Annotated in this window: 31 protein-coding genes; 27 read left to right on the plus strand and 4 right to left on the minus strand. The window is 59.2% G+C overall.

Features of this window, described 5'->3' with window-relative positions; all coding sequences use genetic code 11:
- Positions 1-34: 34 nt before the first annotated feature.
- Complete coding sequence (locus AD930_RS17970) at positions 35-199, minus strand: hypothetical protein (RefSeq protein WP_156477112.1); 165 nt, start codon at positions 197-199, stop codon at positions 35-37.
- A gap of 30 nt (positions 200-229) precedes the next feature.
- On the opposite strand from AD930_RS17970, the gene AD930_RS18350 reads away from it, so the two are divergent.
- The 14 genes from AD930_RS18350 (at position 230) to AD930_RS14055 (ending at position 11,048) form a co-directional block, all read left to right on the plus strand.
- Positions 230-1,438 (plus strand): DUF2213 domain-containing protein, encoded by a 1,209-nt coding sequence (locus tag AD930_RS18350; protein ID WP_061506705.1) that lies wholly within the window; start codon positions 230-232, stop codon positions 1,436-1,438.
- Between the two features lie 3 nt (positions 1,439-1,441).
- Entirely contained in the window at positions 1,442-1,945 is a 504-nt protein-coding gene (locus AD930_RS13995; RefSeq protein WP_061506706.1) for a structural cement protein Gp24, read from the plus strand.
- Positions 1,942-2,979 (plus strand): major capsid family protein, encoded by a 1,038-nt coding sequence (locus AD930_RS14000; RefSeq protein ID WP_061506707.1) that lies wholly within the window; start codon positions 1,942-1,944, stop codon positions 2,977-2,979. Before AD930_RS13995 ends, AD930_RS14000 begins: the two co-directional genes overlap by 4 nt.
- A 91-nt stretch (positions 2,980-3,070) precedes the next feature.
- Positions 3,071-3,391 (plus strand): hypothetical protein, encoded by a 321-nt coding sequence (locus AD930_RS14005; RefSeq protein WP_061506708.1) that lies wholly within the window; start codon positions 3,071-3,073, stop codon positions 3,389-3,391.
- A gap of 70 nt (positions 3,392-3,461) precedes the next feature.
- A complete protein-coding gene (locus tag AD930_RS14010) occupies positions 3,462-3,959 on the plus strand; it encodes a DUF4054 domain-containing protein (protein WP_061506709.1) in 498 nt (165 codons plus the stop codon).
- A 215-nt stretch (positions 3,960-4,174) separates the two neighbouring features.
- Positions 4,175-4,708, plus strand: a complete 534-nt coding sequence (locus AD930_RS14015; protein WP_061506710.1) for a hypothetical protein — start codon at positions 4,175-4,177, stop codon at positions 4,706-4,708.
- The gene (locus AD930_RS14020) at positions 4,705-5,094 is read left to right on the plus strand and encodes a hypothetical protein (protein WP_061506711.1); all 390 of its coding nucleotides are present in this window, start codon (positions 4,705-4,707) and stop codon (positions 5,092-5,094) included. Before AD930_RS14015 ends, AD930_RS14020 begins: the two co-directional genes overlap by 4 nt.
- On the plus strand, positions 5,043-5,630 hold the full coding sequence (locus AD930_RS14025) for a phage neck terminator protein (protein WP_156477113.1): 588 nt from the start codon (positions 5,043-5,045) through the stop codon (positions 5,628-5,630). The genes AD930_RS14020 and AD930_RS14025 overlap by 52 nt, the downstream gene beginning before the upstream one ends.
- Complete coding sequence (locus tag AD930_RS14030; RefSeq protein ID WP_061506713.1) at positions 5,627-6,787, plus strand: DUF3383 family protein; 1,161 nt, start codon at positions 5,627-5,629, stop codon at positions 6,785-6,787. The genes AD930_RS14025 and AD930_RS14030 overlap by 4 nt, the downstream gene beginning before the upstream one ends.
- Before the next feature lie 26 nt (positions 6,788-6,813).
- Positions 6,814-7,251, plus strand: a complete 438-nt coding sequence (locus AD930_RS14035) for a phage tail fiber protein (protein ID WP_043551700.1) — start codon at positions 6,814-6,816, stop codon at positions 7,249-7,251.
- Between the two features lie 144 nt (positions 7,252-7,395).
- Complete coding sequence (locus AD930_RS14040) at positions 7,396-7,863, plus strand: hypothetical protein (RefSeq protein WP_061506714.1); 468 nt, start codon at positions 7,396-7,398, stop codon at positions 7,861-7,863.
- A gap of 194 nt (positions 7,864-8,057) precedes the next feature.
- Complete coding sequence (locus tag AD930_RS14045) at positions 8,058-9,653, plus strand: hypothetical protein (protein ID WP_061506715.1); 1,596 nt, start codon at positions 8,058-8,060, stop codon at positions 9,651-9,653.
- Between the two features lie 43 nt (positions 9,654-9,696).
- Positions 9,697-10,473, plus strand: a complete 777-nt coding sequence (locus tag AD930_RS14050; RefSeq protein WP_061506716.1) for a phage baseplate protein — start codon at positions 9,697-9,699, stop codon at positions 10,471-10,473.
- 128 nt (positions 10,474-10,601) lie between these two features.
- Positions 10,602-11,048, plus strand: coding sequence for a hypothetical protein (locus AD930_RS14055; protein ID WP_244150598.1), 447 nt, complete (start codon positions 10,602-10,604; stop codon positions 11,046-11,048).
- Positions 11,049-11,134: 86 nt separating this feature from the next.
- On the opposite strand, the gene AD930_RS14060 is transcribed toward AD930_RS14055, so the two are convergent.
- Positions 11,135-11,629, minus strand: coding sequence for a hypothetical protein (locus AD930_RS14060; RefSeq protein WP_043551707.1), 495 nt, complete (start codon positions 11,627-11,629; stop codon positions 11,135-11,137).
- A 430-nt stretch (positions 11,630-12,059) separates the two neighbouring features.
- Between AD930_RS14060 and AD930_RS14065 the strand changes: the two genes are divergently transcribed.
- The 4 genes from AD930_RS14065 to AD930_RS14080 all read left to right on the plus strand — a co-directional run bounded on the left by AD930_RS14065 (position 12,060) and on the right by AD930_RS14080 (position 15,131).
- Positions 12,060-12,605 carry a DUF4142 domain-containing protein gene (locus AD930_RS14065; protein WP_061506718.1) on the plus strand — a complete coding sequence of 182 codons (546 nt, stop codon included), beginning with the start codon at positions 12,060-12,062 and terminating at the stop codon, positions 12,603-12,605.
- A gap of 443 nt (positions 12,606-13,048) precedes the next feature.
- Complete coding sequence (locus AD930_RS14070) at positions 13,049-13,429, plus strand: phage baseplate plug family protein (protein WP_061506719.1); 381 nt, start codon at positions 13,049-13,051, stop codon at positions 13,427-13,429.
- 53 nt (positions 13,430-13,482) lie between these two features.
- Positions 13,483-14,436, plus strand: a complete 954-nt coding sequence (locus AD930_RS14075) for a hypothetical protein (RefSeq protein WP_061506720.1) — start codon at positions 13,483-13,485, stop codon at positions 14,434-14,436.
- Positions 14,433-15,131, plus strand: a complete 699-nt coding sequence (locus AD930_RS14080; protein WP_061506721.1) for a Gp138 family membrane-puncturing spike protein — start codon at positions 14,433-14,435, stop codon at positions 15,129-15,131. Before AD930_RS14075 ends, AD930_RS14080 begins: the two co-directional genes overlap by 4 nt.
- A gap of 16 nt (positions 15,132-15,147) precedes the next feature.
- On the opposite strand, the gene AD930_RS14085 is transcribed toward AD930_RS14080, so the two are convergent.
- Positions 15,148-17,004 carry a TPR end-of-group domain-containing protein gene (locus tag AD930_RS14085; RefSeq protein WP_167375197.1) on the minus strand — a complete coding sequence of 619 codons (1,857 nt, stop codon included), beginning with the start codon at positions 17,002-17,004 and terminating at the stop codon, positions 15,148-15,150.
- A gap of 159 nt (positions 17,005-17,163) precedes the next feature.
- On the minus strand, positions 17,164-19,287 hold the full coding sequence (locus AD930_RS14090; RefSeq protein WP_061506723.1) for a catalase: 2,124 nt from the start codon (positions 19,285-19,287) through the stop codon (positions 17,164-17,166).
- Between the two features lie 373 nt (positions 19,288-19,660).
- On the opposite strand from AD930_RS14090, the gene AD930_RS14095 reads away from it, so the two are divergent.
- Genes AD930_RS14095 through AD930_RS14135 form a run of 9 tightly spaced genes read left to right on the plus strand, consistent with a single transcriptional unit; the run spans position 19,661 to position 26,824 of the window.
- Positions 19,661-20,014 (plus strand): hypothetical protein, encoded by a 354-nt coding sequence (locus AD930_RS14095; protein ID WP_061506724.1) that lies wholly within the window; start codon positions 19,661-19,663, stop codon positions 20,012-20,014.
- Complete coding sequence (locus AD930_RS14100; RefSeq protein WP_061506725.1) at positions 19,986-21,230, plus strand: baseplate J/gp47 family protein; 1,245 nt, start codon at positions 19,986-19,988, stop codon at positions 21,228-21,230. The genes AD930_RS14095 and AD930_RS14100 overlap by 29 nt, the downstream gene beginning before the upstream one ends.
- Complete coding sequence (locus tag AD930_RS14105; protein ID WP_061506726.1) at positions 21,230-21,805, plus strand: DUF2612 domain-containing protein; 576 nt, start codon at positions 21,230-21,232, stop codon at positions 21,803-21,805. Before AD930_RS14100 ends, AD930_RS14105 begins: the two co-directional genes overlap by 1 nt.
- Positions 21,802-22,845 (plus strand): hypothetical protein, encoded by a 1,044-nt coding sequence (locus AD930_RS14110; RefSeq protein ID WP_061506727.1) that lies wholly within the window; start codon positions 21,802-21,804, stop codon positions 22,843-22,845. Before AD930_RS14105 ends, AD930_RS14110 begins: the two co-directional genes overlap by 4 nt.
- Entirely contained in the window at positions 22,845-23,273 is a 429-nt protein-coding gene (locus tag AD930_RS14115; RefSeq protein WP_244150600.1) for a hypothetical protein, read from the plus strand. The genes AD930_RS14110 and AD930_RS14115 overlap by 1 nt, the downstream gene beginning before the upstream one ends.
- Positions 23,270-23,797, plus strand: a complete 528-nt coding sequence (locus AD930_RS14120; protein WP_061506728.1) for a phage fiber-tail adaptor protein — start codon at positions 23,270-23,272, stop codon at positions 23,795-23,797. The genes AD930_RS14115 and AD930_RS14120 overlap by 4 nt, the downstream gene beginning before the upstream one ends.
- Positions 23,798-23,808: 11 nt before the next feature.
- Positions 23,809-24,375 carry a hypothetical protein gene (locus AD930_RS14125; protein WP_061506729.1) on the plus strand — a complete coding sequence of 189 codons (567 nt, stop codon included), beginning with the start codon at positions 23,809-23,811 and terminating at the stop codon, positions 24,373-24,375.
- The gene (locus AD930_RS14130; RefSeq protein WP_061506730.1) at positions 24,372-25,880 is read left to right on the plus strand and encodes a glycosyl hydrolase family 28-related protein; all 1,509 of its coding nucleotides are present in this window, start codon (positions 24,372-24,374) and stop codon (positions 25,878-25,880) included. The genes AD930_RS14125 and AD930_RS14130 overlap by 4 nt, the downstream gene beginning before the upstream one ends.
- An 8-nt stretch (positions 25,881-25,888) precedes the next feature.
- Positions 25,889-26,824 (plus strand): hypothetical protein, encoded by a 936-nt coding sequence (locus tag AD930_RS14135; RefSeq protein ID WP_156477115.1) that lies wholly within the window; start codon positions 25,889-25,891, stop codon positions 26,822-26,824.
- The last annotated feature ends 73 nt before the right edge of the window (positions 26,825-26,897 follow it).

Raw genomic sequence — 26,897 nt, forward strand, 5'->3', positions numbered from 1 at the left:
GGCCCGGCAGCGCAGTTCTCCGCTCCGGCTCAGTTCAGCCAAGCTCAACTTCACTTAATCCAGCGCCTCCCATCTTAGCCTGGCAAGCCCCGGCCCCCAGTGCAGTCTGACCGACCCCCGCCAGCCCGTAAGCCTGCTGCCCCGCACTTCGCACCATGACCAGCCTTACCTCTTCTCTGGCCCCATAAAAACTCCTCATCCCTTCAAAAAAACCCTGACAGGACAAGGCATGACGCTCCCCCGTCACACAGCCATCCCCTCCGGCCATCTTCCCCCCATGCCCACTCCTGCCCGTGGCCGGGACGCCGTCGTTCTGGCGCTGGATCGCTCCGTGCGTCGCACCGATGTCGATGGTCACCTGCACATCGCCCGCTGCATCCTCTCCGCCGCCACGGTCTGCCCCTATTACGGGCATGAAATTCCGGGCGCACAGGCTCTCGGGCTGGAGCCAGACACGCTCTATCAGGTCTATCGGGACCCACAGGTTCTGGCCGATGCCGCCGCCAGCATGGCGGGCAAGCCCATCCTCATGCAGCACCAGCCCGTCTCGGCGCAGGATCACCCGAAGGAGATCACCGTCGGGGCTGTCGGCAGTGATGTCCGGTTTGAAGCCCCCAATCTCATCGGCAGCCTGACAGTGTGGGACCAGTCCGCCATCGCCGCTATCGAAAGCGGACAGCAACGCGCCGTCTCCGCAGGCTACCGCTACACCGCATTGCCAAAAGCCGGTGTGCAGGACGGCATCCCCTACAGCCTGACCATGACCGACATCACCTTCAACCACCTAGCCCTCGTCACCCAGCCGCGTGTGAAAACCGCCATCATTGGCGATGCCGCTCCCACGCCCCACAGGGACTCTGCCTTCATGACACACCCCACGCCCCAGCCGCCCGGACAGTCTCAGTCCCTCCCGTCGGCCTCTTTCACCGCCCCGACTGCGGGCCCACAGACTGCAAATCCCCCTATGCAGACAAACACGTTCTCAACCTCTCATCCGACACCTTCCGGCGTCTCCCAGCCCAGCACGCCCCCGGCCAACACGTCTCCGGCCGCCACAACCCCCAGCCCGCAGCCGCACGCCCCATCCTCCACAATGGCCCCGGCCACACAGCCCACCACCATGGACGCCGCCCTCACACAGGCCGTTCAGCAGGCGGAAGCCGAAGTCATCCGCCGGATGGAAGCCCTCCACGCCGCGCGGGATGCGGTGCGCCCGTTTGTGGGGGACGTCGCAATGGACAGCGCTACCGCCGTCTATGGTTTTGCGCTGCGGGAGCAGGGCGTGGACCTCACGGACCTGCCGGAAGCCGCCTACAAACCCCTGTACCAGCAGGTCGCCCGCCTGAAAACACAAACCAGCCCCCTCGGCATGGATGCAGAGCAGACCGTGTCTTTTCGGGACACGTTCGGTCTTGGTCGCATTACGGTGAAAGCATAATTCATGGCATTTCAGACTCAGGTTAACACCCAGCCCGCCCCCGGCCTGCCGGGTGATTTCGCTTCCCTCAATCCCACGGCCACCTTTCCGGCAGGGGAGGGCGCACTGGTTGCCGCAGCCGGAGGGTGCACCATCGGTGCCTTCGGCTGGGTGCAGACAGATGGCCGCAGCGTTGCCAACGCACCCGCCAGCGGCACCACCACCGCCCCGGATGGCTTCGTGCATCGGGATCTTACCGGCCAGATCGCCAGCCTGTTTGATGAAAGCAGCCTGACAATCCCGCAGGGTTTCCCGGTCAACCTGTTCACTGCAGGGGATTTCTGGGCCACCAGCACCACCGCCGCCACCCCCGGTCAGGCCGTGTTTGCCTCCACCACAAACGGCAGCATCGCCACCGCCGCAGCCGGTGCCACCGTGGCGGGAGCCGTACAGACCCGCTTTTACGCCGCATCGGCCTGCGCTGCGGGTGAACTTGTCAAAATCTCAAGCTGGAGCCACGCTGTATGAGCGATTTCACAACACAACTGGCTGAACTGAAGCGCCTCGGCTTCATCATGCCGGAAGCGCGCGGCATGATCGCCAACAGCCTGCTGGCGTCCGATACTCTGGCGCAGGACGCCCAGCCCACACTCTCCACTACTGCCAGCGGCGGCATCCCGGCTTTCATGAGCGCATGGGTGGACCCGGCTCTTATCAAGGTCGCCTTCGCTCCCATGCGCGCGGCTGAACTGCTGGGCGAAGTCCGCAAGGGCGACTGGGTGACCCGCACCGCCATCTTCCCGATGGTTGAGACCACAGGCGAAGTTTCCAGCTACGGCGACTGGAACAGCAACGGCCAGGTCAGCCTGAATCCCACCTATCCGGACCGCCAGTCCTACCATTATCAGGTGTTCGTCTCGTGGGGGGAAATGGAGCTGGCCCTCGCTGGTCAGGCCCGCCTCCAGTGGGCCGCCAGCCTGCGCGAAGCTGCGGCGTTGAAACTGAACAAGTTCCAGAACCAGAGCTATTTTTTCGGTATCAACGGCCTGCGTTTGTATGGCTACCTGAACGACCCGCGCCTGCCTGCCGCCATCACCCCCGCCGTCAAGTCCGCAGGCGGGACCAGCTGGACTGCCGCCACGCCGGAAGAACGGCAGGATGACGTCATCGCCCTCATCAACCAGCTCCGTAGCCAGACGGCCGGGCTGGTGGATACGGAAACGCCGATGGTCCTCGGCCTGTCCCCCACGCGCATGGGCCTTCTCACCCGTCGCAACAGCTTCGGCCTCTCTGCCGCATCCCTGCTGAAAGACACTTACCCCAACCTGCGTTTTGTGCAGGCCGTGGAGTACGGGGACGCCGCAGGCAGCACCACCCAGACCATGCAGATCATGGCGGAGCATGTGGGCGCACAGAAAACAGCGGAAACAGCCTTTACGGAAAAACTCCGCACCCACGCCGTGGTGACGGACGCCTCCGCATGGAAGCAGAAACTCTCTCAGGGCACATGGGGCGCCATCATCTACGTCCCCGCAGGCATCGCCACCATGGCAGGCCTGTAACGGCTTCCTCCCTGCCACACCCGGCGGGGATTTTCCGCCCAGTGCGGTTTTCTCCTTCCCCCACAAGCCTGTTTCAAAGGACCACTCCGGCATGGCCACACCCTCCACCGTTACCATCGGCTGCAAACTGCCCAACGGCCTCGTGCTCTCGCTGGGGGAAACCCGGCATGAACTGGCCGGCACCCGCGCCTCGGCTGTTATCGGCGGCTATGGCCTCACCCCCATCCCCGCAGAGTTCTGGGCCGCATGGTCCCGCAAATATTCGGAATTCCCGCTGCTGAAAAACGGCCTGATTTTCGCGCAGAGTACGCTGGATAAAGCCACCGGACAGGCGCGGGAACAGGCCGCCCTGCGCACCGGCGTAGAACCCCTTAACCCGGCAACACCAGCTCCCGGCATCACCCCGGTCTGATACGCCAGCGGCATTTCTGCCCCTCACGCACCGGGCGGGTGTGCCCGCCTGTTCTTCAAGGAGTTCCCCCATGCCCCCCGTGCCGTTTGATGCGCAGGCCTGGCAAACCCGCTACCCCGCGCTGTTCGCCACACTCGGGGCAGAGGGCGCACAGGCCTGTTTCGATCAGGCGAGCCTGTTTCTCGCTAATGATGATACCTCGCCTGTCAAAAACCCCACGCGCCGCGCCGCCCTGCTAGGGCTGATCGCCGCCCATCTGGCCCAACTGGGCTTCGGTTCCGGCAGCGGCTCGGGCTCTGGCGCCTGCACGGGCGGGGCAGGCGCTACCACAACGTCCCCCTGCGCGCCGACCCAAACCCCCAGCCCGGACCAACCCGCACTGGTAGGCCGCATCACGTCCGCCCGCATGGGCAGCGTTGCGGTCGAGGCCGACATGGGGCCAGTCACCGCCGCACAGGCCTGGTGGGCGCAAACCCCCTATGGCGCAGCCTACTGGGCCGCCACAGCCTTCCTGCGCACCGCCCGCTACGTGCCCGGCTTCCCGCAAATACCCCTGACATGGCCCTGAGTGCACCGTCCATTTCTGCGAAAAATCTAGACCCATAAATCCGATACGCAAAAGTTCAGTTCGCAAACCTGATACTCACAAAGTCCACGCGCACAAACTCACGCGCACAAAAGCCCCCATGGCTTTTCATGCTTCCAGTCCCAGCAGCGCACGTTCTTCTTCGCCGCCCTGTTTCCCGTCCGCATAATCCCGCACCAGAATAAGGCATCCCTTTCATGCCTCTTCCTTCCCCATCCGCTAGCATCGCGACCGGCACGCCCCCCAGCCTGCCGTCCGCGCCTTCCGCAGCACCTCCTTGCGTCAAGGCCGGATTTTTCAAAACGGCGACAGAAGCAGACGGCACCCCCGTCGCCGCCATAGCCGCCGTGCAGGAGTTTGGCGCAGTGGTGCGGGGCAGGGCGGGGCACAGCATCGTCATCCCACCCAGACCATTCCTGCGCCAGACCGTCGCCACCCGCCGCAGCGCATGGGTGCGCCTGCTGGCACAAGAACTCAAAGCCAGCCTGCGCACGTCCAACAGGGCAGGGGACGCACAGCACGCTCTGCAAACCCTCGTCCAACGCCTCAGCACGCCCAAACAGGCGCTCACCACGGTCGGGAAGGCCATGCAAACCGACATCACGCAAACCATCCACCAAACCCACACACCGCCCAACGCCCCCGCCACCATCCTGCACAAGGGGTTTGATAAGCCGCTGGTGGAAACAGTAACCCTTCAAAACAGCGTCACCTTTCAGGTGGAGGCATGAACAGCCTGTTCCGCATCGCCGCCGCTCAGATCAGCAGCCTCGCACCGCCCATCCTCGCCACCCTGCGCGCGCAGGAGGGCACGACCACACAGCCCGATGGCACGGTCATTCCACATTACGTGGATATCCTGCTGCGCATCATGGTGCAGGCCGCCTCCAGCGCGGATCTCACTCAGGTCGCGGGGCTTAACCAAAGCACAGACACCCGCGTGGTCTATCTGCCCGCAGAACTCAAAGGTATTGACCGCGCCCACCAGTTTGGCGGTGACCTTCTGGTGTTTGAAGGCTCGGAATGGCTGGTCACAGGCCAGCCCGAAACATGGGGAGGCGGCCAATGGTCGAAACTTCTGGTTACCCGACAGCGTCCGTCAGCCTGCCCCCCGTAACGGCGGCAACCACCACGGCGCTAAGGGCTTTTTTACAAACCATCCTGCCGCCAGACCTGCCGGTTCTGCTGGCCCGACAAAACCGCATGGCCGCACCCAACGGCCCCTTTGCCCTCATGGCAGTCCTCCTGCACCAGCCGATTGCCACCAGCGCCACCCGCTACACCGCCAATACGCGGATCATCCTGCAACAGCAGGACGTCACGGTGCAGGTCAGCCTGTTCGGAGACGGTGCAGCGGATAATGTCCAGCGCATCAGCACCCTGTTCCAGAACGGATGGGCCGCTGAATTCTTCACGGCTTTTCACCAAAATCCAGCCGCGCAGAACACACCGCCGCCCCGCATCGCACCCCTCTACGCCGGGCCAGCCCGCCAGATCCCCTTCATCAACGGTGAGCGGCAATATGAAGACCAATGGCAGATCGACCTGCATCTTCAGGCCAGCTTCGCCCTCTCACTCCCGCAACCAATGGCCTCTGCCGCCCGGCTTGCTCTGGCAGATGTCACCAGCCCACAGGGTTCCCCTTCCGCATGACGCTCCCCATCAGTTCCCTCGTTACCGTTACACCGGGCGTTCTCTCTCCGGGTGGCACGGTCAGCCTGCTAAACGGCATGGTCTTTTCCACAAACACGTCGCTTTCATCAGGTGTTTCCACATTCACCTCGGCGGAGGATGTCTCTGCAACCTGCGGTGCCACATCCGTGGAAGCCAGCATCGCCAGCATCTATTTCTCGGCCTACACCAACGCGCAGGACACGCCGGAAAAGCTCTATATTTTCCAGCTGCCCGCCACTCCGACCACGGCAGACTACGGCACCTACCTCTCCACCGCAGCCGATCAGGCAACAGACTGGGCACCCTTCCTGTTCGCGCAGGAACCGGACCCCGCCGCCAAAACCCAGATCGCCACATGGCTCGCCGCTCACCCCAACCGCTATTGGGGCCTTGTGCAGGATAGTGATGCCTCCATCCTGACTGCCAACGCCACCACCAGCTTCGGCGCCACGGTCAAGGCCGCCAGCACACCGGGCCTGACCTGCCTGTGCAATACCGATAATAATGGCGGCACACTGGCCGCAGCCCTCTGCCTTGGCTGGGCCGCGAGTGTGAATCCCAACCGCGCCAGTGGCCGCACCACCCTGATGTTCCGCAATAATGGCGGCGTGCCCCCGGCCAGCCTCACGGCCTCACAGGCTCAGGCCCTGCTGGGCAACGGCTACAGCTTTTACGGGTCTTACAAAAGTACGGATTCCACATTCAGTTTTCTGAATAACGGTGCAGTTTCCGGCCCCTTCGCCTGGGCGGATAGCTACATCAATCAGATCTGGATGAACGCCAGCTTCCAGAATGACCTCATCACCCTGTTCTCCAACGCCGGGCAAATTCCCTATAACGCAGTGGGAGATTCCCTGATCGCCACATCCGTGCAGGGCACGATTGATACCGCCCTGTCCTTCGGCGCCATCCAGCCCAACGTCACCCTGTCCGACGCCCAGAAACAGGCCGTCAATGCGGATGCCGGGCGCAGTATTGATACCGTCCTCTCCACCCGCGGCTGGTATCTGCTGCCGGGGGCGTCCACCGCGTCCGCTGCTGTCCGTGCTGCACGCGGCACGGTGCAGGGCCGGTTTTTCTATATGGACGGTCAGTCCGTGCAGTCCATCGCCCTAGCCTCTGTTGAAGCCCAGTAAGAAACCCCGCAAGGAGGCCAGATTTCATGTCTGATTATGACATCACAGCCGCAAATTCCGTCTACACCATCACCGTGCCGGGCCTGTATAACGCTCCCATCACGCTGGAAAATTACGCCGCCGACCGCGCGTTTGAAACCGAAGCGCGCGAGCTGGCCGAAACCGCCATGAGCATTGACGGCTACCTGAACGCCGGCTGGATCCCCAACCCCGTCACCCAGACCATCGCCCTGGCCGCAAGTAGTGAAAGTGCGTTGATTTTCGAGGCCATTGTCATGGCGCAGGACGCCCGGCGCGGCCTGTATCGCATGGGCGCGGAAATTCAGATCCCCGCCATCGGGCGCAAATACACCATGGTGCGCGGCCTGCTCCGCTCCATTGTCAACGTGCCGACGGCAGGCCGGGTGCTGGAAGCCCGGCACTTTGAAATCACATGGGAACGGGTTCTCCCCGCCGCTATCTGAGCGCCGGGGCTGGCCCCTCGCTGCTAATCCAGCCCCCCGGCTAAAATTCCAGCCAAAGCATCGGCCAGCGTCCCGCCCACTTTCCGGCCTGTCTCGCGTCTCGTTACACCAGACGTAGGCCACGCCCGTTTCAGGACCCCTCGCATGAAAACACTTGACTATACGCACAGCAAAGCCGGAGCCGACCACGGAAAACGCTTTGTCTTAACGCGCATGGATGCCTTCTCGGCTGATAAATGGGCGCGCCACATCCTGCAGGCCGCTATTCGTGGCGGGGCACGGATTGGGGCAGATCTGGCGGAAGCCGGTGTGGCCGGACTGGCCGGTCTGGGCATCGAAATCTTCGGCTTCATGGAAGAAACCGAGCTGGACCGCGCACTGGACCGCCTGATGCAGTGCGTCGCCCTGCGGCCAGACCCCGCTCACCCAGATACAACCCGCGCCGTTATCGCCACGGATTTTGAGGAACCAGACACCCTCGGCCTCGTTCGTGCAGAAGCCTTCCGGCTGCATGTGGGTTTTTTGCTGGCCGCCGCACACCAGCTCTTCCCCGTAGTGGCGGCCTTGCTGGGAGAAGTCGCGCAGGAGACACCCAGCCCGTCCGCTGCGTAAACGTCTCGCCCGCGCTGGCGGCGGTCATCACCGCGGGCCTCGCCACCCTGCACGAGTTGAAAACGCTTTATGACAGCGAGGATCTTTACGATCTTCTGGAAATTCTCTCTGTCAGAAACTGGAATACCACCCTCGCCAACAGGGGTTTTCAGGAACACACGCTCCCCACACCGGGCGGCTGAGGAACACCACGCATGTCGGAAATGCTGATTGATGAACTGGTCGTCCGGCTGGGGCTGGATACCACATCCCTGCAAAGCGAGGCGAAACAAACTACCCAGCTTCTGGACAAACTCCGCCAGAGCGCAGAGCAGACAGCCACCAGCACCCGGCAGGCCAGCACACAGGCCGCATCCGCTCTTGCCCGAATGCGCGGCGAGGCCGTCAGCCTTCTCGCCGTCCTCAGCGGCGGACGAGGCCTCAACCGCCTTCTGGCAGATCTCTCCACCCCTGCAGGACAAACCGCGCCCCGCACGTCCCGCCGTAGGTCAAACGCAACCCCATCGTCCTCTACCCAAACCACGCGAGAAACCCGCTCCCCTCGCACGGACCGAAACTCCACTTCACAGGGCTCACTTTTTCCGTTTTCAAGGCAGGGCGGCTCTGCAAACAGCTCCCGCTCCAGTCAGTCTGCCACACCCAGTGGCCCGTCCATCACCAGATCTACGAGCACATTCGCGGGTGCACCTACGGGCGCGTCACACCTCTCCCGTTTCGACACCTCGCGCACGGACGTTTTTTCAGGTCTGGCCGCCTCAACCGGTACATCCACTGGCCCGTTCTCCGGCTCACCTGCCGCTGCCTTTTTTACCCGCATGCCCGGTGCCCCCCATGCCCTCGCCAGTGGGCACAGTGCCGCAAAGGACTCTCTCGCAGCACGGCCCGTCTTCTCGCCATCACACATCATCCAGCGCACAGAACACGCTTTTCCCAACACAGGCTTTCCGTTCCGCAACCAGACAGGGCAGGGCAGCCTCTCACGCCGCGCCTTTCTGAGTGCCGGGACCGCCCCCCAGATCACGTCGCCCCCAACAAATCACTCCGCGCAAACGCTCCAAAGCCGGATCCCGCAAAATCCGCTTCTGCGGCCTGATACGCGCTCGCTCACCCCACAGAAGAACGTCGAAAAACGAACGTTACCACAAGCCTTTTCCGCACCTATGCCGCACCGAATATCCTTCCTCGGCACCACATCGTCCAGCTCCAGCACACAGTCAGAGCAGACACTCTCCACAGCCTTAACCTGGCTCATCACGCAGGCCGCCCACCGCGCTACCAGAAGCCCGACGCCCCATCCGACTGGCCAGCGAGACGTCAGCCACGCGTTCCCTTCGCGCTCAGATCCACGCGGTTCCCGAACCAGCCTCAAACCCTCCCTGGCCAGACCCGCCGCCGGATATCCTGCAGCACGCAGTCTTACCAGTCCCATATCCAGCCTTTCCCCTAACCACATCGTCACAAGGCACGCCTCAGTCCGTTCCCCGCACACGGACGCACTCACAGCCCAAACGCGCACACTCTCCCGCGCCCTTGCAACGCTGCACGCTCACGCAGGCCGCGCACTGGCGGTGCAGCCCTATCTGCCCGGCTCTCCCTTGCTGCATGCCGCAGCGTCCCAGAGCACATCGCATCTAACCAGCACACCTCGCCCCACAACAACCACCCACATCGGCCCGGTGACCATCACAGTGCCGTCCGGAAATCCGCAGGCCATCGAGCAGGCTTTGCAAGGGCTAGGGGGAGGTGACAGCCATACCCTCACCAGCCTCGCCACCATCGGCACAGTCTGAAAACACGCGCCTGACGTCAGAACAGTTTTAAAAGGAACGCCCCATGCCCATGGTGCCCGTCACCCTGCCTTCGGTGTGGGACATCCCTGTTGCCGCAGGCGTGCCCGCTTTGCTGGGCCAGTCTGTTTCAACCGGCATGCGCGCCGCAGCCTCCGTCAGTCTCGGCACGGTGCTGGATGATCTGATGATCAGTCAGGCCGCAGGCCAGTGGGGCATCTTCACCAGCACTGGCACCTGCGTGTTGTCCGCAGCTCGCGTGATGTCTGTCTCGGCAGAAAGCAGCAGCCCCATTGCGACAGCCCCGCTGGAAGACGGCGCATTTCTTTCCTACAGCAAAGTGCAAACACCCCGTCAGCATCGCGTGCTGATGGTGTGTGATGGGTCAGAAACCGGCCTGTCCGGCACAGAGACCACACCTTTTTCCGGTCTGGACCTCACGCACCTTGCAGGTATAGAGGCGCTGTATGTGCGCAAGACGTTTTTCAATACGCTTGCCGCATTGGAAGCTGATTTGTCGCTCTACGCCGTCATCACGCCAGAACGCAAATACAGCAATGTCAGCATCACAGGCCATCGCTGGGTGCGAGACGCCCGCCACGGCATCACCATGCCCGTGGTGGAAATCACCCTGCAGGAAGTGCGGCTGACGGGTACGCAGAGCTTCACTCAGACACAAGCCCCGCAGGGCAGCCGAACGGTCTGCACAGGTCTGGTCTCGGCTCAGTCCCTGCAAACATCCGGTTCTGCTCTCGCCACTGCATCTGGTACCAGCCAGACCAGCGCACTGGATTCCACCAGCTTGATGACTAACGTGCTGTAAGGAAATGCCCTCCTCAGTTCCGGGCATCAGCAAGGACACCAAAGGATAAGGTTCTCTCTGGCATTTCAGAGCCATCCTCTCTATCTCTTAAGGCTCCCTATTTCCTTTTTGATTTAATCATCCAGACCATGAAACATTTTCTAAAAATAGCGCTCTCATCTCATTCTAAAGAGACCACTCCCGCAAAACGCCAGTTCGCGCCTCTCTGGCACTGTCTGACCGCTGCCTCTGTCTGTCTTCTGGTGTCAGGATGTGCGGATGACCACGGCAGAGGGGACATGCACGAGGCTGTTTCAGCGTGCTTTTCAAAATACCCTTTTGCAAAAGGGACAGCCTATAAGCGGTTTAACTGCATCTATCAGGCCCATGCCCATTATGGGCCGGACGCTATGGGGGCGCATTACAGCCTGCGTTTGCAGGTCGATCTGGCATCCCTGAAAGTCGGGCAGGATGTGGACTCCGGCATTTTAACCCCGGAAGAAGGCAAGACCACCCTGCGCTGGGTGACAGAGAAGGCCTATGCGCAGGCGTCCCAGCAACAGGCATGGATGGCGGCACAGCCAAAAAGAAACTGATAACGCCTATAAAGAAAAAGAGGGAATGCTGCCTGAGCAACACTCCCTCTTTCCACGTATAAGCCAGAAATTTCTAAATCTGTGTTTTACTGGGCCCGCGGCACAATGGCAGGAGCCGTGGAATTCTTCTCAGTATTCAGCACAGCATTCCCGGACTGCTTGGAATAGGTTGCAGAGGTAGACTGCTGCGGCGTTCTGGGCGGATGGAAAGCGGAAACCGGACCAAGAATACCCCCGGCGGAGCGCTGCATCGTGCCTTCCGGCTGGCGTGCACACCCACGGGTAATAATGGAACATACGCCGTCCGTGCCAATCATTTCATCATCATTGCCGGTATAATGCACGTCAGAGACGCGGTCATTATCCAGACGGATCACAGCCGTACAGCCCGTGCCGCCACCGCCGCCCAGCACGTTGACGAGCGTTGAAATATCACCAACCGGAATAAGGGTAGAACCGCCATAGCTCGGTGCAGGCTGCGTGCCGGAATAGATGAAGATCTGCGTCGTATCATTAATCTGTTTGGTGGAAGCCGGCAGGCCAGCACAGGCCTGCAGATCGTAGGATGTCATCCCGATCATTGTGACTTGTGCTTTATGAGCAGCGCGTGAATCAAAATATCCGCAACCGCTTAAACCGACAGAGAGTGAGGCGACCGCAAACAAACCCAAAAGACGACACTTCATTTTTTCGACTATCCTCACACCGTGTCCAAAATATTCATATCAAGACGTAGAAAGTTATTACGATACTGTGTTCTTCCTCTGCAATGCAAGAGGATCAAAGATACATAAAATATTTCTTTTCTGACAAATATCTTTCTATCACCTTAATATCCTGATTGCATGGTCTGTTCTATATCATTTCGATTATAATGAAAAGTGTCTCTCTCTAGTCTTGCTTTTTCCTCCCCATTATACGCTATTATCACGAGGTTGTTTAATTGTACTGTCTGAGACCTCGGTCAGTCCTGCAAAGCGGTCCCTGAGGTCAAAGGAGAATTTGCTGATCATGTTGCTTCCGTCCCGTCGTCAGGTGCTTACCTGCTCTTCTCTTGTCGTCTCGCTTTTCTCACTGAGCGCCTGCCTGCACCCAGGTCAGCCGCCTGCGCCGCCGTTGCCGGATCTGACAAAAGCCGCTCCCTTTACGGCGGCCGATACAAGCTTTGCTGCAAAACTCAATGATGTGGAACTGACCCACATCGCACTGGCAAACCTTGCCAAAACGCACGCAGCCCGCAGCGATATCGCGCAGCTTGGCACGACAATCGTCAAAGACCTGACAGACAACCACGATAAGCTGACAGCACTCGCCACCACCGGTACCGCAACGCTGGCCGCAAAACCTTCTGCACAGAACCAGAAGATTATTGACCAGATGCAGCGTCTGCACGGGGCTGCGTTTGACAGAAGCTACGCACGCTATCTTGCAAGCAACACAAAAACGACCAGCCTGTTTATTGATGCCAGCAACGCCACCTCCACAAACGCGGATCTGGTAAAAGTCGCTACCGACCTCAAAACCAAACTCCTCGGTTACGAAGCTCAGGTGAAATAAGCCCTTTTTTAAAAGACTCTTCTCTCCCAATCGGTCAGAAATGTCTTTTGATATCCTGTGGCTTCCTGCTTACCGCGCGGGGAGCCACAGATTTTTTGCACGCAGCATAAATCCTCCCCTTATCGCCAGCCGTCTCGTTCTGCTTTTTAGATGCGAGCGCCTTAGAGGCTGCTCTTAAAGTGGCAGAACAGAGCAAGAGTATTTCCGCAGATAATCGGTAGATATGACGATAATAAAAACGAAATATCTCTTTATTTTACTAAATATTTTAGTGAACGCGAGAACACTAAGTGCCTGATAACAGCTCTCGCTCGCGCACACTCATCCAGCCTTCTTTTACACTCTGAAATTACCAGATCCCAGCAGCACACTTAGACGCTGCACTGTTTTTCCAAGCCCATAAATAATCCCCTCCAAGCCCGCACAACCGGAGTGGCCTCCCCATGCCCGCAGCCCCACTGCAAGCGTCCCCAGCCAACATCACTCTGATAACAGCCCAAGGCAGCACGATCTCCACAGCCTCTCTGCTCACGGTGCCCCTGTCCGCCCTCCCGGCGCAAACGCTGAAAGTCTCGCTTTCCGGCACCCTGATCCAGATCACCCTGCGCCAGCGCAGCACGGGGCTATATGCAGATTTTGATGCCAACAGCACGCGTTTTCTGTCCAGCGTGCTGTGTCAGGACCGCACATGGCTGGTGCGGGATGCCGCAATCGGCCTACCCGGAGATTTCCTGTTTGCTGACACACAAGGTCAGAAAAACCCCGACGCCACCGCCCTCGGTTCCCGCTTCCTCCTTCTCTACCGCCCCGGCTGGACGGTCTGAAAGCGCCACCGCTCCAAAATCTCCATTTCCTGCATTCCGGAAACTCCCACACCATGTCGCAAACAACGCTTCAAAACCGCGCCGTGGATGCCACATTCCGGCTACTCTCACAGGCGTTCGGTCCCAATGGGGAGGACACCGTCACTCTCTCCGGCCTGCGCGTCCATGCCGAGGTCACGCAGGCCCGTTTCCCCACGGCAGAAAGAGCGACTGTGCGAATAGAAGGCATGACCCCGGATATCATGAACCGTCTGAGCATGGCCGCGCCGGACCCCACGCGCCAGAGTGCGAGTGAACTCATCCTCACAACGCAGGATGGGGCAGGGGGCAGGGCATTGGTCTTTCAGGGTGGTGTCACGCTGGCCTATGTGGACTATACCACCGCTCCCAATGTCGCTTTTGTCGCGCAGGCTTTTTCAACAGTTCTGCCGAATGCCATGACGGCCACACCTACCGGCTACCGGGGTGCCGTCTCCGCCACGCAGGTGCTTGCCACCATTGCCAGTAAAGCCGGGCTGACCCTGCACACTCAGGGTGTGACCGCCATGCTGCATGATCCCTATTTCCACGGCAGCCCCGGCCAGCAACTCAGCCAGTGTCTGGAAACTGTGCCCTTGTGCGCCGGGCTGGGGCGCGGTCAACTCTCCGTCTGGCCCGCAACGTCTACCGCCTTACAGCCAACACCCCTTGGCACCACACGCCAGGCGCTTCCCTCCAGCACCACGCAAGCCCTGTCCCTCTCCGCAGAAACCGGGCTGATCGGCTACCCCGCATGGTCCGCCGGCGGACTGGCTTTGCGGATGGTGTTTAACCCGCTTGTCAGTTTCAACAGCCTGATCGCCCTGCACAGCCGCTACCAGCCCGCTGGATGGGGGCAGCAAAACGGCCCGGTGCCGGTCGGCCTGTGGCGCGCCACACAGGTGCGCCACACCCTGCAAACAGAAACGCCCCACGGCGCATGGTTTACGGACATCGTGGCGCAGGCCTATCGGGAACCCACTGCATGACCCAATCCAACCCAACTGCGCAAACCGCCAGCCAGAGCGCACCGCAGGCGCCCGCCAGCGGTTACCCCATTTTCAACCGGGCCGATGCCGCCGCGTCAGACTTCAATGCTCTGAATACCGTCATCACGCGCCTGCTGTCAGGCCGACGCACCATTGTGCCCGTGCAGGTCAAGGCCGTTTCCGGGGCCGGCCTCAACCCGGTCGGTACGGTGGATGTGCAGCCTATGGTGCATCAGCAGGATGCCTCTGGCCGCATCATGCCGCATGGCGTGCTCTATAACGTGCCGTATTTCCGTCTGCAGGGTGGGTGCCGCGCCGTCATTCTGGACCCAATGGAAGGCGACATCGGCCTCGCTCTTGTGGCGGACCGCGATATCTTCAACGTCAAAACCGCCCGCGCCAGTGCTGCCCCCGGTTCCTTCAGGCAACAGAACATGGCGGACGCCCTCTATATCGGCGGCTTCCTCAACGGCACCCCGCAGGAATATCTCTGGTTCAGTGAAAACGGCATCACGCTGAAAACGGCTGGTACCGTCAGCATCGAAGCCCAGAACACCCACATCACCGGCCCCGTTGCCATAGACGGCAGCCTCACAGTCTCGCAGGACGCCACCGTCAACGGCATCTCCGTGACCCAGCACACCCACCCCGGCGTGCAACCCGGTTCCGGGATTACTGGCACCCCGCAAGGGTAGCTATTGTAGGGGAGGATTATTTTGACCGTTGTCGCTCAAGAAGAGCTTCAAAACGAGGCTCCGCATGTAAGGCAATCAGATCGGGGTCTGCCTCAATATGCAGTATATCAGGTAAAGTATCATCTTTTAGACATGCTTCAAGCTCGTTAAGGGCTTCAAAATATTTTCCTTTCAATGCCAGTGCACAAGCAAGGTTATAGATTGCCTTTCCATCTTTCTTTTTTATTGCGTATAATAAATTAAAGGCTTTACAGAGTGCATTTTCTCGTTCTCGATTGTTAGTGTCTCCTGCTTCCATTAGCAACGTGGCAGCCCAGTTTTCTATAAATTTACTTTTTCTAGGGTTGATCGAAAATGCTTCTTCAAATTTCTTAGCGGCTTCTCTTAATCTCTCAGCTCGTTTAGTTCCTTTGTGTCCCCGAGCATCTTCCGCTAAAGCTGAACCCCAGTGGTTGAGTGCATCAGCACGGTCATGTCCAGCCTCAAGTGCTTCCTTAAATTTTTCAATTGCTTGTGCAAATTTTTGGGATCTTGTCGTGCCTTTGAGATCTTTAGCTTCATCTACTAACGCAATACCCCAATTGAATAGTGCTCTATGCATATTGGGTTTGATTTCTATTGCTTTAGAGAATTTTTCTATTGCTTCTGAAAGCTTCTGTTCTCTTAATTTACCTGTGCAGGTTCTGGCTTCTCGCGCTAGGGTAGTGCCCCAATTGTTTAGCGCATCGTAATTGTCTATTTTAATTTCAAGTGCTTTAGAAAATTTTCCATATGCGTCTGCAAATTTTTCTTTCTTCTTTATATCATTAGATCGTAGTGCTTCATCAGCAAGCTTGTTTCCCTGTGATATGAGTGCCCATGCGGACAGAGTGCGAGCTTCTTCGGAAAGAGGCTTGCCTTCAATATTCCAAGCTTTAGAGTCGCCAGAGATTACTACGTTAGCAGCCTTTTCTGCATCATTGCGTCCCGCTGACCACTTGGTTACGAGTTTTTTTAACCGGTCGCGAGTGGCACCTAAAACTTCTGTCGATTGCTCTTCTCCCACGGGGAAGTTAGGCAGAGAGTCTAGAAGAGACAAGGCATGCTGAGGAGGGTTCTCGATCAAGGGAATAGGCCAGCAATCTAGACCTCGAGCAATTTCAATCATTGAACGATCAAAATCGCAGCCACCAATATAGTGAGTATAGTTTTTTTCAAGTAGTGGTTTTAAATGTAAAGGTGCATTACACGTGTGGCCAAGCCAGATCAAATTCTGGTTGCTGTCAAAAGATTCGGCCATGACGTCAAAGGCTGCATCTGCTAGGCCACTATAGCCAATAACAATTGTTAGATGATTACGCAGACTATCGGCTAATAGAGGACGAAGCTTTTCAGCGTGCTCTACTGTTTCCTCATCAGAATTAAGAAGCGTTAAACCATAACTTTGTCCATGCAAGTGAAAAATCGCCTTGTCGGCAAGCCCTGTCACGACCCGAGTAGGGGAAACACCAAAGTCATAAACTGGCAAATGATTGCCCATTAAAGCTGCGGCTTTTTCCAGTAGGAAGTCGAAATTAAACGACAGTATACGTCGGACCTGAAATGCATGGATAATCCGCGCTAGGGCAACATGCCCCCAATTGAGCTTTGCCTGTGCAAGTAGAGGTTCGATCAGACGTCTACGGTCAGCAGGGGATAAAGCTCCCATCATCTTTCCGTAATCTGTTCGGTCTTCGTCGAGGACGGAACTCAAACAGTGATTAAAATCACTGTTAATGATTTTCACTAACTCTGGAGCTGTTGGAATTCCCGCGCTGCGCGAAGCTCCAGCTCCTACAATGAATGTAATATGCGATGCATTACGAATATAGCCAATGACTTCGTTAATCTGCATTTTGGAAAAGCCCTGATAATAATCAGAACCATAATTAACGGCCATTTAATGAAAATGCAATCCTTAGAGAATTACGTCAAAGACTACAAACCTTCCATACTGGCGGGTAATTCACAATTTTACCCGCCAAATAATTTACTTCAAACTGCGACGTTCCCTTTACACCGCATGCACAGACGCCTCACGCAGCCAGAAGCGCAGTTCGCGGCAAGTCTTCACAAACTCTTCCGCATCCTTGCCCGCTTTCAGCGCAATCACGCCATCGTCCACGGCGTCATCCACCACACCAGCGCGTTTCAGCAGCGGCAGGGCTGCCGGAGCGTAGCCAATAAACTTGGCGTGGGCATAAGCATCCGTCACAAAATCCCGGGCATCGGAATCCTGCGCAAGTTGCTTGGCACCCTCTTCAGACGGCAGCAAGATCACCGCATCAAACAGAACGGACGGCCCACCCGGCACGCGCTGGGCCGCAGGCACGTGCTTACCGTCAGAGGTCGTAATCCCGCCAATCTGCGGCGCGACAATCTCCACCTCAGCGCCTTCGGCTTTGGCCGCTTTCTGCAACGCTTCCAGCACAGCCCCATCTGCGCCATTGGTCGCCAGCACGCCGATTTTACGGCCCGCAAAGCTCTTCGGCCCATTCTTCAGAATACTCAGAGCAGGTGAGGGCGGCAGATCCACCACAGCGCGTGCAGGCGGTGCGGCTTCCGGCAGTTTTTCCAGCCCCAGACCTTTCGCCACAGCTTTGGCCAGACCCGTATCAATGTTCAGCAGATGGGAGACCACGCGGCTGCGAATAACCGGGGTTTCCACCTTGCTGAGTTCAAAGGTGATGGCCATCTGGATATGCGTCTGCTCGATTTCAGTCTGGCTTTTGTAAAACTGACGTGCCTGACTGTAATGGTCCGCAAACTTCTCGGAACGCACTCGCTCCTTCAAGCCGCTGACCTCAGAGGGGAACGTCTTATATCCCGTCTCCGGGTTTTCACGCGGGCCGCCAGCTTCACCACCCCAGGAGTTCGGCTCGTAATTGGCACGCCCTTTCGGGTTATGCATGGCCATATGCCCGTCCTGCTGCAGGGTATGGAAGGGGCATTTGGGCGCATTAATGGGGATATGCGTAAAGTTCGGCCCACCCAGACGTTTCAGCTGCGTGTCCAGATAGGAAAAGTTGCGGCCCTGCAGCAGCGGGTCATTGGTAAAGTCTATGCCCGGCACAATGTTCTGGGTGCAGAAGGCAACCTGCTCTGTTTCCGCAAAGAAGTTGTCCACCATGCGGTCCAGCACCAGACGGCCCACCGGCTGCACCGGCAGTAGTTCTTCGGGGATCAGCTTGGTTGCGTCCAGAATGTCAAAGTCGAACTTGTCGGCAAATTCATCATCAAACAGCTGAACACCCAGTTCCCATTCCGGGAAATCCCCGGCCTGAATGGCGTTCCACAAATCCCGACGATGAAAATCCGGGTCCGCCCCGCTGATTTTCAGCGCCTCGTTCCACACCACGGATTGCAGGCCCATTTTGGGCTTCCAGTGGAATTTGGCATAGGTGGACTGGCCCGCTTTATTCACAAAGCGGAAGGTATGCACACCAAACCCTTCCATAAAGCGGAAGGAGCGGGGGATGCCACGGTCGGACATCACCCACATGATCATGTTCATGCTTTCCGGGGTAAGGGAAATAAAATCCCAGAAGTTGTCATGCGCGGACTGCGCCTGCGGAAAGGCCCGGTCCGGCTCTTCCTTTACCGCATGCACCATGTCCGGAAATTTGATGGCATCCTGAATGAAGAACACGGGGATATTGTTACCCACAATGTCCCAGTTGCCTTCCTTTGTGTAGAGTTTGACGGCAAAGCCACGAGCATCACGCGCAAGGTCGGTTGACCCTTTGCTGCCCGCCACGGTGGAGAACCGCACAAATGCCGGAACCCGCTCACCTTCACGCTGCAACACATCCGCGCTGGTAATGTTGGAGAGAGAATGCGTCAGTTCAAAAAAACCATGCGCCCCATAACCACGGGCATGCACCACGCGCTCGGGGATACGTTCATGGTCAAAATGGAAAATCTTTTCGCGGAAATGAAAATCTTCCATCAGGCTCGGGCCGCGCGCGCCTGCTTTTAATGTGTTCTGGTCATCAGAAACCGTAACGCCCTGCTGCGTTGTCAGCGTGGGAACATCCCCGCCTGCGGTCTGGTGGGTTTCCCCGCCGGCCCCGCGCTGCACGGTTTCTTCCCCCAGTTTTACTGTGGTCTGGTCTGTATGGGTTGATTTGGCGCTCATGATGATGTGCCTTTGTCTGCTGAAATAAAAAACGATGGCGCGATTAAGAAAGTCTTAAGAGAAATATTCAGTCTGATCCTGCCAGCACATCCTTTCAGACATGCACGATTCAGGCCCGTTCAGACCCTCACCAAAACCGATCCATCGCGTATCTGTCACAACAACGCAGCATAAGCGGCAAAGTTGCCTCCGCACTCCGTCCTTCTGGTGGATAAAACCTATTCACTTTTGTGGGAAACAGAGCCGATTGCGCCCCCGCGTGGTCACTCCTAGCGTCCGCGCAGACTGAGCCAGCCTCACACGCCGCTACAGAGGGACACTGCCCTCTCACGGCGGTGCCCCCACACATCCAAACATGCAGAGAATACGCCAGATGCAAACCCTGCTTCTCGACCGATCAACCTGGGATCTGGTGGTCGATGCCAGCGGCAGCATGGCCGTGGCCTCCGCGCCCTATGCCGTTGCCCAGAACGTCGCCTGTGCCGTGCGCGTGTTTCTGGGGGAGTGCTGGTACAACACAGCCCTCGGCCTGCCGTATCTCACCAACATTCTGGGCCGTACCCAGTCCGCCGCCCTGTTCCGTGCCGATGTGGAGCAAACAGCCCTGAGTGTGGAGGGTGTTGCACAGGCTGTGTGCGTAATCACTGGCCTCAGCCCGGCCCGCCGCCTGTCCGGCATCATCCAGTTAACACTTACTGATGGGAGCCAGACTGTTGTCAGCCTCTAATTCCGCCACAGGTACCACATCCGTCCCGTCTCCGGTGCTGGACGCCACGGGCTTCATCATGCCGGAAGAAGCCGACATGCTCACCGGCGTTCTTGCCGATATCAACGCCGCTTTTGGCAATACGCTCAATACGGACCTCTCCACCCCGCAAGGGCAACTGGCGATGTCCCTCACCGCCATTTTGGGGGATGCGTATGACCAGTTCCTCGCCCTCGCCAACGGCGTAGACCCCGCCCGGGCCGAAGGCCGCATGCAGGACGCGATCGGCCGCATCTATTTCATGTCCCGCCTGCCTGCCACGCCCACAACCGTCACCTGTATCTGCACCGGGGCGGCGGGCACGGTCATCCCGCAAGGCGCGCTCATCAAAGATCAGTCCGGCAACAGTTACACGGCAGATAACGCTCTTACGCTGGACGCCACCGGCACCACACAGGGCACCTTTACGTGCACCAGCGCGGGGGAGGTGGTCTGTCCGGCAGGGAGTGTCACAATCAGCCAGTCCGTGGCGGGATGGAGCGCGGTCAGCAATCCCACCGCCGGGGTGACAGGTCGCGCGGTGGAAAGTCGCGCCGCGTTTGAGGCACGTCGTAAAACCTCAGTTGCAGTCAACGCTATCGGCCCGCTGGACGCTATTTCTGCCGCCGTGCAGGCCGTTTCCGGTGTGACAGATGCGTATGTCACGGATAACAGCACGCCTCAGAATGTTACCGTCAACGGCGTGACGCTTGCGCCGCACAGCCTGTATGTTTGCGTCAATGGTGGCGCGGATGCGGAGATTGCGCTGGCCATTCTGCGCAAGAAGCCACCGGGTTGCGCCTATAACGGTAACACCACCATCACCGTGGCCGACCCAGCCAGTTCCTATGCAACCCCGCCGAGCTATACAGTCAGTTTTCAAAGGCCCACGCCCACGCCAGTTTATGTCATGGTGCGTCTCGCGTCGTCTGCCGCCGTGCCGTCCACAGTCACCACGGATATTCAGACCGCCGTGCAATCCGCCTTTCTGGGGGATGACGGCGGCACCCGCGCCCGCATTGGCAGCACTCTTTATGCCAGCCGGTTTTATGCCGCAGTGGCGAGCCTCGGCTCATGGGCGCAGATTACGGAAATCACTGTTGGTACAAGCCCAAATCCCACCGGATTTACCGTACAGATGCAGGCTGACCAGATCCCGACACTGGATGCCTCCACCATCAGCGTGGAACTGGTGTAATGCAGGATGTGCAGAAAACCGTCCTCTCCCAATATGCCTGCGCTCCCAGCCTGAATGCCCTTATCAATGGCTGGAATCAGGCGTTTGACCCTGCAACGCTCATTGACCAGTGGTATGACCAGATCTGGAACATCGCCACCGCACAGGGCTACGGGCTGGATGTGTGGGGGCGGATTGTCGGTGTTCAGCGCGTCCTCACCATTTCCTCTGAAAATTTCGTTGGCTTTGCAGAGGCGACGGACCTCACCGAGCAAGGCTTCAACACGGCCCCCTGGTATAAAGGCACGGCCACCAGCAGCAATGTCAGCCTGTCGGATGAGGGCTTTCGTCAGCTTATTTACGCCAAGGCTATGGCCAACATCACGGATGGGTCCGTCCTGAGCCTGAACATCCTTCTCATGGCGTTGTTTGCCGGGCAGGGCGATGCCTGGGTGGAAGACCATGGCGATATGACCATGACCTACGTTTTCAATTTCATCCCGACAGATGTGCAGGTTTCCATCATTCAAAGCAGCGGCGTCCTGCCGCGCCCGGCCGGAGTGGCCGTCTCTTACGCTATCAGGGGGCATGCATGAAGCAGTCTGATTTCCCCACACGCCTCGCAACACCTATTGCAGACAACGCTGCGGCGAGTGATGTTGCAACTATCCCCACAACACAGGCCCGCTCGGGGGATGGCACGGCCTCGCTCGCGCTGGGTTTTCCGCCGGAAACCTTCATTGCCCGCTCCGCTGGTGGCGTACCCCCACGCGGGCAGGACATGAATGGTCTTCTTAACCTGATTTCCAAAATCCTGCGTGCGTATCAGGCCGGATGCTGGGGCACGTTTGACGCCGGATTTGCACAGGCCATTGGTGGCTATCCGGCCGGTGCTGTTGTGTCCGGCACAACACCCGGCACGTTCTGGGTTTCCACAGCAGATGATAATGTCAGCACGCCGGGGGCAGACGGGGCCGCATGGCAAAATCTGTTTACGGGCTATCTGCCGTTATCAGGCGGCACAGTCTCCTGGCTGAATGTTAATGGCCCGCTGGTGCAGGAGGGGTTCGACGGCATTACCGCGCAGGCGGCGCCCTATAACCCGCAGAATGGTCAGTATATCAATTACCCCTGCTTTAGTTCCAAAGCCGAAGGGCGAGGCAGCCAGTTTTTTGTCGGTTTGCAGGAAGAGGTCGGCACAACTTTCCGTGCTCTTCTGTCTCTGCAATTTCCAGATGGCTCCTGGCGTTATGTCCAGTGGGGCCAGAACCGCCGGATAAATGACAGCCAGTACGGAGACATCGCCTACACGTCTGACCTGAGCTCATACGTTTCCGCCGGGCTTTATAACAGTGATTTCGGCACAGCAGATGGCCGGGTGATCAATCTGGCCTATGGCCACCGCATACAGGCGTTTCAGGCAACTGTCGGGAATGGCACCACGGCTGGAACGTGGATCACATTTCCGGTCGCCTTTTCAGGAACGCCTGTCTTCTATCAGGCCAATTCCTGCGGCAATGGGGATGATGTGACGGATACAGATTACTGGTGTTACGGCGCGACCGCGACCGGCCTGTTTGTCCGGCCCCGCAACCATCAGGGGGCTGCCAATATCATCGTGATAGGGCCAAAATAATGACAGACATCAAAACAGCTTATCCAGACCGTTATTATGCAGCCTATGACACAACAGCCCCACAGCCCACCCCGGTCACGGGCTGGTATGACACCGGGACGATGAGCAGCCTTGCCGCTGTGCCACCTGCGACCAGCCTGATCCCCGTCAGCCCGGAGGACTGGGCCAACACCACAAGCTTCCGTCTGCCCGGCGGGCGGGGGGTGCTGAATGGGAAAATCATTGAGTATACAGCCCCCGTTCAGCCCGAACCGCTGACCACACAGGCCCAGACTGCGCTTGCGGCTGCCCGGCAGACCGTGTGGGGGAATTATGGCGCACTGAATGAGCCAACCCCGGAGGCATGGGTCACTTACCTCAAAGCTCTGCGCGCCCTTGCGGAGGGGCAGGACACCACCAGCACAACTCTCCCGGAGGCCCCGGCATGACGGCCCCTCTGCCATCCCCCAACTGGCGGCCCGCCCCGTCGCGCACTCTTCCGCTCACCATTCCGCCGGGTTTGCGCCTGCGCGGGCTGGTGGCGGAGGAAGTCTGTCTGGCATGGGCACCCAAAGCCAGCGGGGACAATCTGGATTTCACGCTTAATCCTAAAAACTGGCTGCACGGAACAGGGGATTATCTGTCTTCTGTTACCGCCAGTGTGCTGACTGCCACGGGTGCTGCAACAGACCTCACCGTTCTGTGGGCCACCGTGCTGCATGGCATGGCCTGTATTTTTCTGGGTGGCGGCCCGCCGGGCACGGTGCAGCAGGTTCAGGTTTCCGTCACCACACAGCAGGGGCGTAGCCTTGTGCAGCCGGTGGCCGTCGCCATTCTGGCAGACACACCGGCTGCCCCGCCTCAGCCGGCTCCGTGTCTGGCAGATGGCACTCCGGTTCCGCCTAACGCCATGGCGCTGCCGGGGGGCGCAATCCTCACCGGCCCGTCCGGAACCCCTTATCTTATCGCGTAACGGGAGAGCCCATGTCCGGGTCAAGCAGTTTCACGGCATCCACACCCAGTGGCATGCCGCTTTCGGCGTTGCCGGTGCAGCCTCAGCCCGCACCGGCCGATCTTGTTTTTGGTATTTTCAATGGGCAGGGCCAGTTTGTGCCTCAGTCCGCCATCTGGACCGGCGCTGTCTCTAAAGCAGGCGATACCCTCACGGGTTTGCTGAGTTGTGCCGTTGCGCCGACGGATGCCGCGCATCTGGTCAATAAGGCCTATGTCGATGCCCAGAGCGGGCAGGTGAGCGGCACGGTCGCCACCCTCGTCACACAGGCGCAGGATGCCGCAACACAGGCCCAAACAGCGGTCGCTCATGCATCGGATGCGGCGGTAACCGTCTTGGCGGAGCAGAAGGGCATCCCCAACGGTCTCGCCACCCTTTCTCCCAATGGCAATCTGGTGCTTGGCGGGCTGGACTGTCTGGGCGTGCAGGACGGGCATGTGCTGATGGCCATGGACCTCCCCACCACAGACCCCGGCCTGCGCGGTGTGTGGTGGAACAACGGCGGTTATCTCTGTATCTCTCAAGGCACGTCTTCATGAGCCCTTTTCTCAAAACCCGTTTTCTTCTCAGCCTGTGTTCCGGCGCAGCACTGTTGGCGGGAGCAGAGGGCGCGGCATCCGCCCGGCCCAACCATCTGCTGCCGCAATATCAGGCAGCATGGCAGGCCACGGCGTCAGCATCCGTCAGTCAGCTTTCCACCCTGTCTGCAACTGCTGCGGAGACCGCTGCCCGGTCCGGTTCCGGCGCGTCAGCAGTTGCCCAAATGCCCACACTCCTGCGCAGCGCGCTTATGGCCAAATCTCTGGCAAGCAGTGTGGCTCCTTACGTGCCCACGCGGCCACCGGGCGGGCTGGATGCCGCAACGGGGGTGCCCGCCCTGTGGCAGAACGCCACCATCGGGCAGATTGGGGTCATGGCGGATGGCAGCGTGCAGCAGTCTGACAAAGGCGCACCAAACGGTGTGGCGGCGCTGGACGCCAATGGCGCAATGACAGCCCCCGTCTCGGGAGATTTGTCGACTGCCACGGCAAAAATTGGCGCAAACGGTGCCGTCGGCAGGCCGCTGGCTGAGCGGTTTGCGGACCAGTTAAATGCAAAGGATTTCGGTCTGGCGCTGGACGGCAAAACGGATGATACCGCCGCCCTGCAGGCCGCCAAAAACGCCGCAGCCTCCGGTGCAGTCATTCAGCTCCCGGCAGGTAAACTGGCATTGAAGGCCCTGCCCACCGGCAGCATGCCCAATCTGTGGCAGGCCAACGGCACGTTGCAGGCTGATGGCGGGCCGCTGACCACTCTGGGGACCGATGTGCTGGAAAGCACGCTGGAAGGCGGCAAATATTTTGCCCGTGGCCAGACCGCAGCGGACATGGCCCCCGTGCTGCGGAAGGATCTGGACGTCACTCATTCCGGCGGGAAAGCCGGATTTGTGATGAATCTGGAAAAAGGCAACTGCACCATCCCCTCCGTAGGGGCTGCGTTGAATGATTACGTCTGGTGCCATTCCACGGTGCTGAACAGCGCGGCTTTTGGTGGCGGGCAGCACGTCGCACAGGCCAGTCTGGCGCAGCGGCCCGCTAATGCGCTGGCCGATGGCAAAGGCTCGCGCTCCCAGATCTGGGCCGGATATGATGAAACCCGTGATGACACCGGCCAGCCTTCCAATATTGCAGGCAGTTTGGTGGGGCGGGAAATTGACGTTTACGCCAATGCGGATGACCCCAATAACTGGCGTATCGGCCTCCAGCTTCAGATTGCCGGGGCGGATAGCGCCGGCACACCGGGCCGGGTGGGCAAGGGTATTGCTCTGGGCAATAATGACGGCACCAGCGCCTATGGCATCATGATTGACGCCGCAGGCCGGTTTGACACAGCGGGCATTGACCTCTCCCGCAGCACGCCGGTCAATAATGCCCCGGTTCTGAATATTGGTGCAAACCGCAATCTTGCGTTTAGTGAGACCACAAGCCGCATTTTCAGTTTGATTCCGCCGCCTATACCCTCCGATACTGGTATGACACCACGCCACTTTTCTCCGTTGGGATGAATGGGGATGTGACAACCGCTATCGCCAATCCTGCAAGCGGCATGGCGTGGACACTGGGCGGGCAGGCGCTTATCGGCCTCAATCTGACGGGCCTGACCGCGCCGGAGGCCATGCGGTTTGGCACTGGGCAGGCGCTCTCCTGGGAACCAACGGCAGTTGTGCTAACCCGTTTTGCAGACGGCAAACTGACCGATCAGGTCGCCGCAGGCGTTGCGCGCACACTGGATACACAGGGCAATGAGACCATTCCCGGCGCTGCCCATAACAGCCAGACCGTGGTCAGCCTCAGCCAGCCCACTGCCTCCGCGTTTGTTGCGCAGGGCACCGCCGCAATCGGGCTGGACACAACCGGCCTGACCGCGCCCGATGCGCTGCGCATGGCGGAAGGGCAGCATGTCTCATGGGAACAGACGGCCACTGTGCAAACCCGTTTTGCCAGCGGGCAGTTGCAGGAGACATGGGGCGGCACAGCCCTGCGCTCACTGGACCAGAGCGGGAATGAAACGCTCACCGGTAGCAGCCTGAACAGCGGCATGACCACTACTATGAACAACGGCTCAGCCAGCGCCATTACGCTGAACGGCAAAGCTGGCATCGGGGTCAATCTGTCTGGCCTGACAACGCCGCAGGCAGTCCGGTTGGGCAGCGGCCAGACTGTGGCGTGGGAGCCAACCGGCGTCATCACCACCGGCTATACCAGCACTGGCCTGCGGGATGCCAACGGCAGCACCACCCTGCGCCAGTTGGATACGGCAGGGAATGAAACTCTGAGCGGTGCGCTAACCCCTGCCGGCGGCGTCCGCCTGCCCACTTTCTCCCGCGTGGCCATCAAGGGCATGAGCAACCTGCCCATTGGCACCACGCTCTATGATGCGGATGATGACGCCCCGGCCATCTACACCTCCGCAGGCTGGAAACTGGCGGCGCTGAACGCAATACCGTGACGGTTTGATGCAGCCTGTCTGTTCTGCTTGATGCGCCCGCACGCTCTCCTGTAATCTGTGTGCGAACCTTTTG

It is taken from the genome of Acetobacter malorum (genome assembly GCF_001580615.1).
GTDB lineage: Bacteria > Pseudomonadota > Alphaproteobacteria > Acetobacterales > Acetobacteraceae > Acetobacter > Acetobacter malorum.

Coding starts and splice junctions, on each gene's coding strand:
- AD930_RS17970 (WP_156477112.1), bottom strand. CDS start 199: ATGAGGAGTTTTTATGGGGCCAGAGAAGAGGTAAGGCTGGTCATGGTG.
- AD930_RS14060 (WP_043551707.1), bottom strand. CDS start 11,629: ATGATCGGGATGACATCCTACGATCTGCAGGCCTGTGCTGGCCTGCCG.
- AD930_RS14035 (WP_043551700.1), top strand. CDS start 6,814: ATGTCTGATTATGACATCACAGCCGCAAATTCCGTCTACACCATCACC.
- AD930_RS14025 (WP_156477113.1), top strand. CDS start 5,043: ATGGTCGAAACTTCTGGTTACCCGACAGCGTCCGTCAGCCTGCCCCCC.
- AD930_RS14010 (WP_061506709.1), top strand. CDS start 3,462: ATGCCCCCCGTGCCGTTTGATGCGCAGGCCTGGCAAACCCGCTACCCC.
- AD930_RS14075 (WP_061506720.1), top strand. CDS start 13,483: ATGTCGCAAACAACGCTTCAAAACCGCGCCGTGGATGCCACATTCCGG.
- AD930_RS14115 (WP_244150600.1), top strand. CDS start 22,845: ATGACAGACATCAAAACAGCTTATCCAGACCGTTATTATGCAGCCTAT.
- AD930_RS14085 (WP_167375197.1), bottom strand. CDS start 17,004: ATGCAGATTAACGAAGTCATTGGCTATATTCGTAATGCATCGCATATT.
- AD930_RS14015 (WP_061506710.1), top strand. CDS start 4,175: ATGCCTCTTCCTTCCCCATCCGCTAGCATCGCGACCGGCACGCCCCCC.
- AD930_RS14030 (WP_061506713.1), top strand. CDS start 5,627: ATGACGCTCCCCATCAGTTCCCTCGTTACCGTTACACCGGGCGTTCTC.
- AD930_RS14100 (WP_061506725.1), top strand. CDS start 19,986: ATGGGAGCCAGACTGTTGTCAGCCTCTAATTCCGCCACAGGTACCACA.
- AD930_RS14000 (WP_061506707.1), top strand. CDS start 1,942: ATGAGCGATTTCACAACACAACTGGCTGAACTGAAGCGCCTCGGCTTC.
- AD930_RS14020 (WP_061506711.1), top strand. CDS start 4,705: ATGAACAGCCTGTTCCGCATCGCCGCCGCTCAGATCAGCAGCCTCGCA.
- AD930_RS14105 (WP_061506726.1), top strand. CDS start 21,230: ATGCAGGATGTGCAGAAAACCGTCCTCTCCCAATATGCCTGCGCTCCC.
- AD930_RS14090 (WP_061506723.1), bottom strand. CDS start 19,287: ATGAGCGCCAAATCAACCCATACAGACCAGACCACAGTAAAACTGGGG.
- AD930_RS14120 (WP_061506728.1), top strand. CDS start 23,270: ATGACGGCCCCTCTGCCATCCCCCAACTGGCGGCCCGCCCCGTCGCGC.
- AD930_RS14045 (WP_061506715.1), top strand. CDS start 8,058: ATGTCGGAAATGCTGATTGATGAACTGGTCGTCCGGCTGGGGCTGGAT.
- AD930_RS14110 (WP_061506727.1), top strand. CDS start 21,802: ATGAAGCAGTCTGATTTCCCCACACGCCTCGCAACACCTATTGCAGAC.
- AD930_RS14005 (WP_061506708.1), top strand. CDS start 3,071: ATGGCCACACCCTCCACCGTTACCATCGGCTGCAAACTGCCCAACGGC.
- AD930_RS14065 (WP_061506718.1), top strand. CDS start 12,060: ATGTTGCTTCCGTCCCGTCGTCAGGTGCTTACCTGCTCTTCTCTTGTC.
- AD930_RS14040 (WP_061506714.1), top strand. CDS start 7,396: ATGAAAACACTTGACTATACGCACAGCAAAGCCGGAGCCGACCACGGA.
- AD930_RS18350 (WP_061506705.1), top strand. CDS start 230: ATGACGCTCCCCCGTCACACAGCCATCCCCTCCGGCCATCTTCCCCCC.
- AD930_RS14070 (WP_061506719.1), top strand. CDS start 13,049: ATGCCCGCAGCCCCACTGCAAGCGTCCCCAGCCAACATCACTCTGATA.
- AD930_RS14130 (WP_061506730.1), top strand. CDS start 24,372: ATGAGCCCTTTTCTCAAAACCCGTTTTCTTCTCAGCCTGTGTTCCGGC.
- AD930_RS14050 (WP_061506716.1), top strand. CDS start 9,697: ATGCCCATGGTGCCCGTCACCCTGCCTTCGGTGTGGGACATCCCTGTT.
- AD930_RS13995 (WP_061506706.1), top strand. CDS start 1,442: ATGGCATTTCAGACTCAGGTTAACACCCAGCCCGCCCCCGGCCTGCCG.
- AD930_RS14095 (WP_061506724.1), top strand. CDS start 19,661: ATGCAAACCCTGCTTCTCGACCGATCAACCTGGGATCTGGTGGTCGAT.
- AD930_RS14055 (WP_244150598.1), top strand. CDS start 10,602: ATGAAACATTTTCTAAAAATAGCGCTCTCATCTCATTCTAAAGAGACC.
- AD930_RS14125 (WP_061506729.1), top strand. CDS start 23,809: ATGTCCGGGTCAAGCAGTTTCACGGCATCCACACCCAGTGGCATGCCG.
- AD930_RS14080 (WP_061506721.1), top strand. CDS start 14,433: ATGACCCAATCCAACCCAACTGCGCAAACCGCCAGCCAGAGCGCACCG.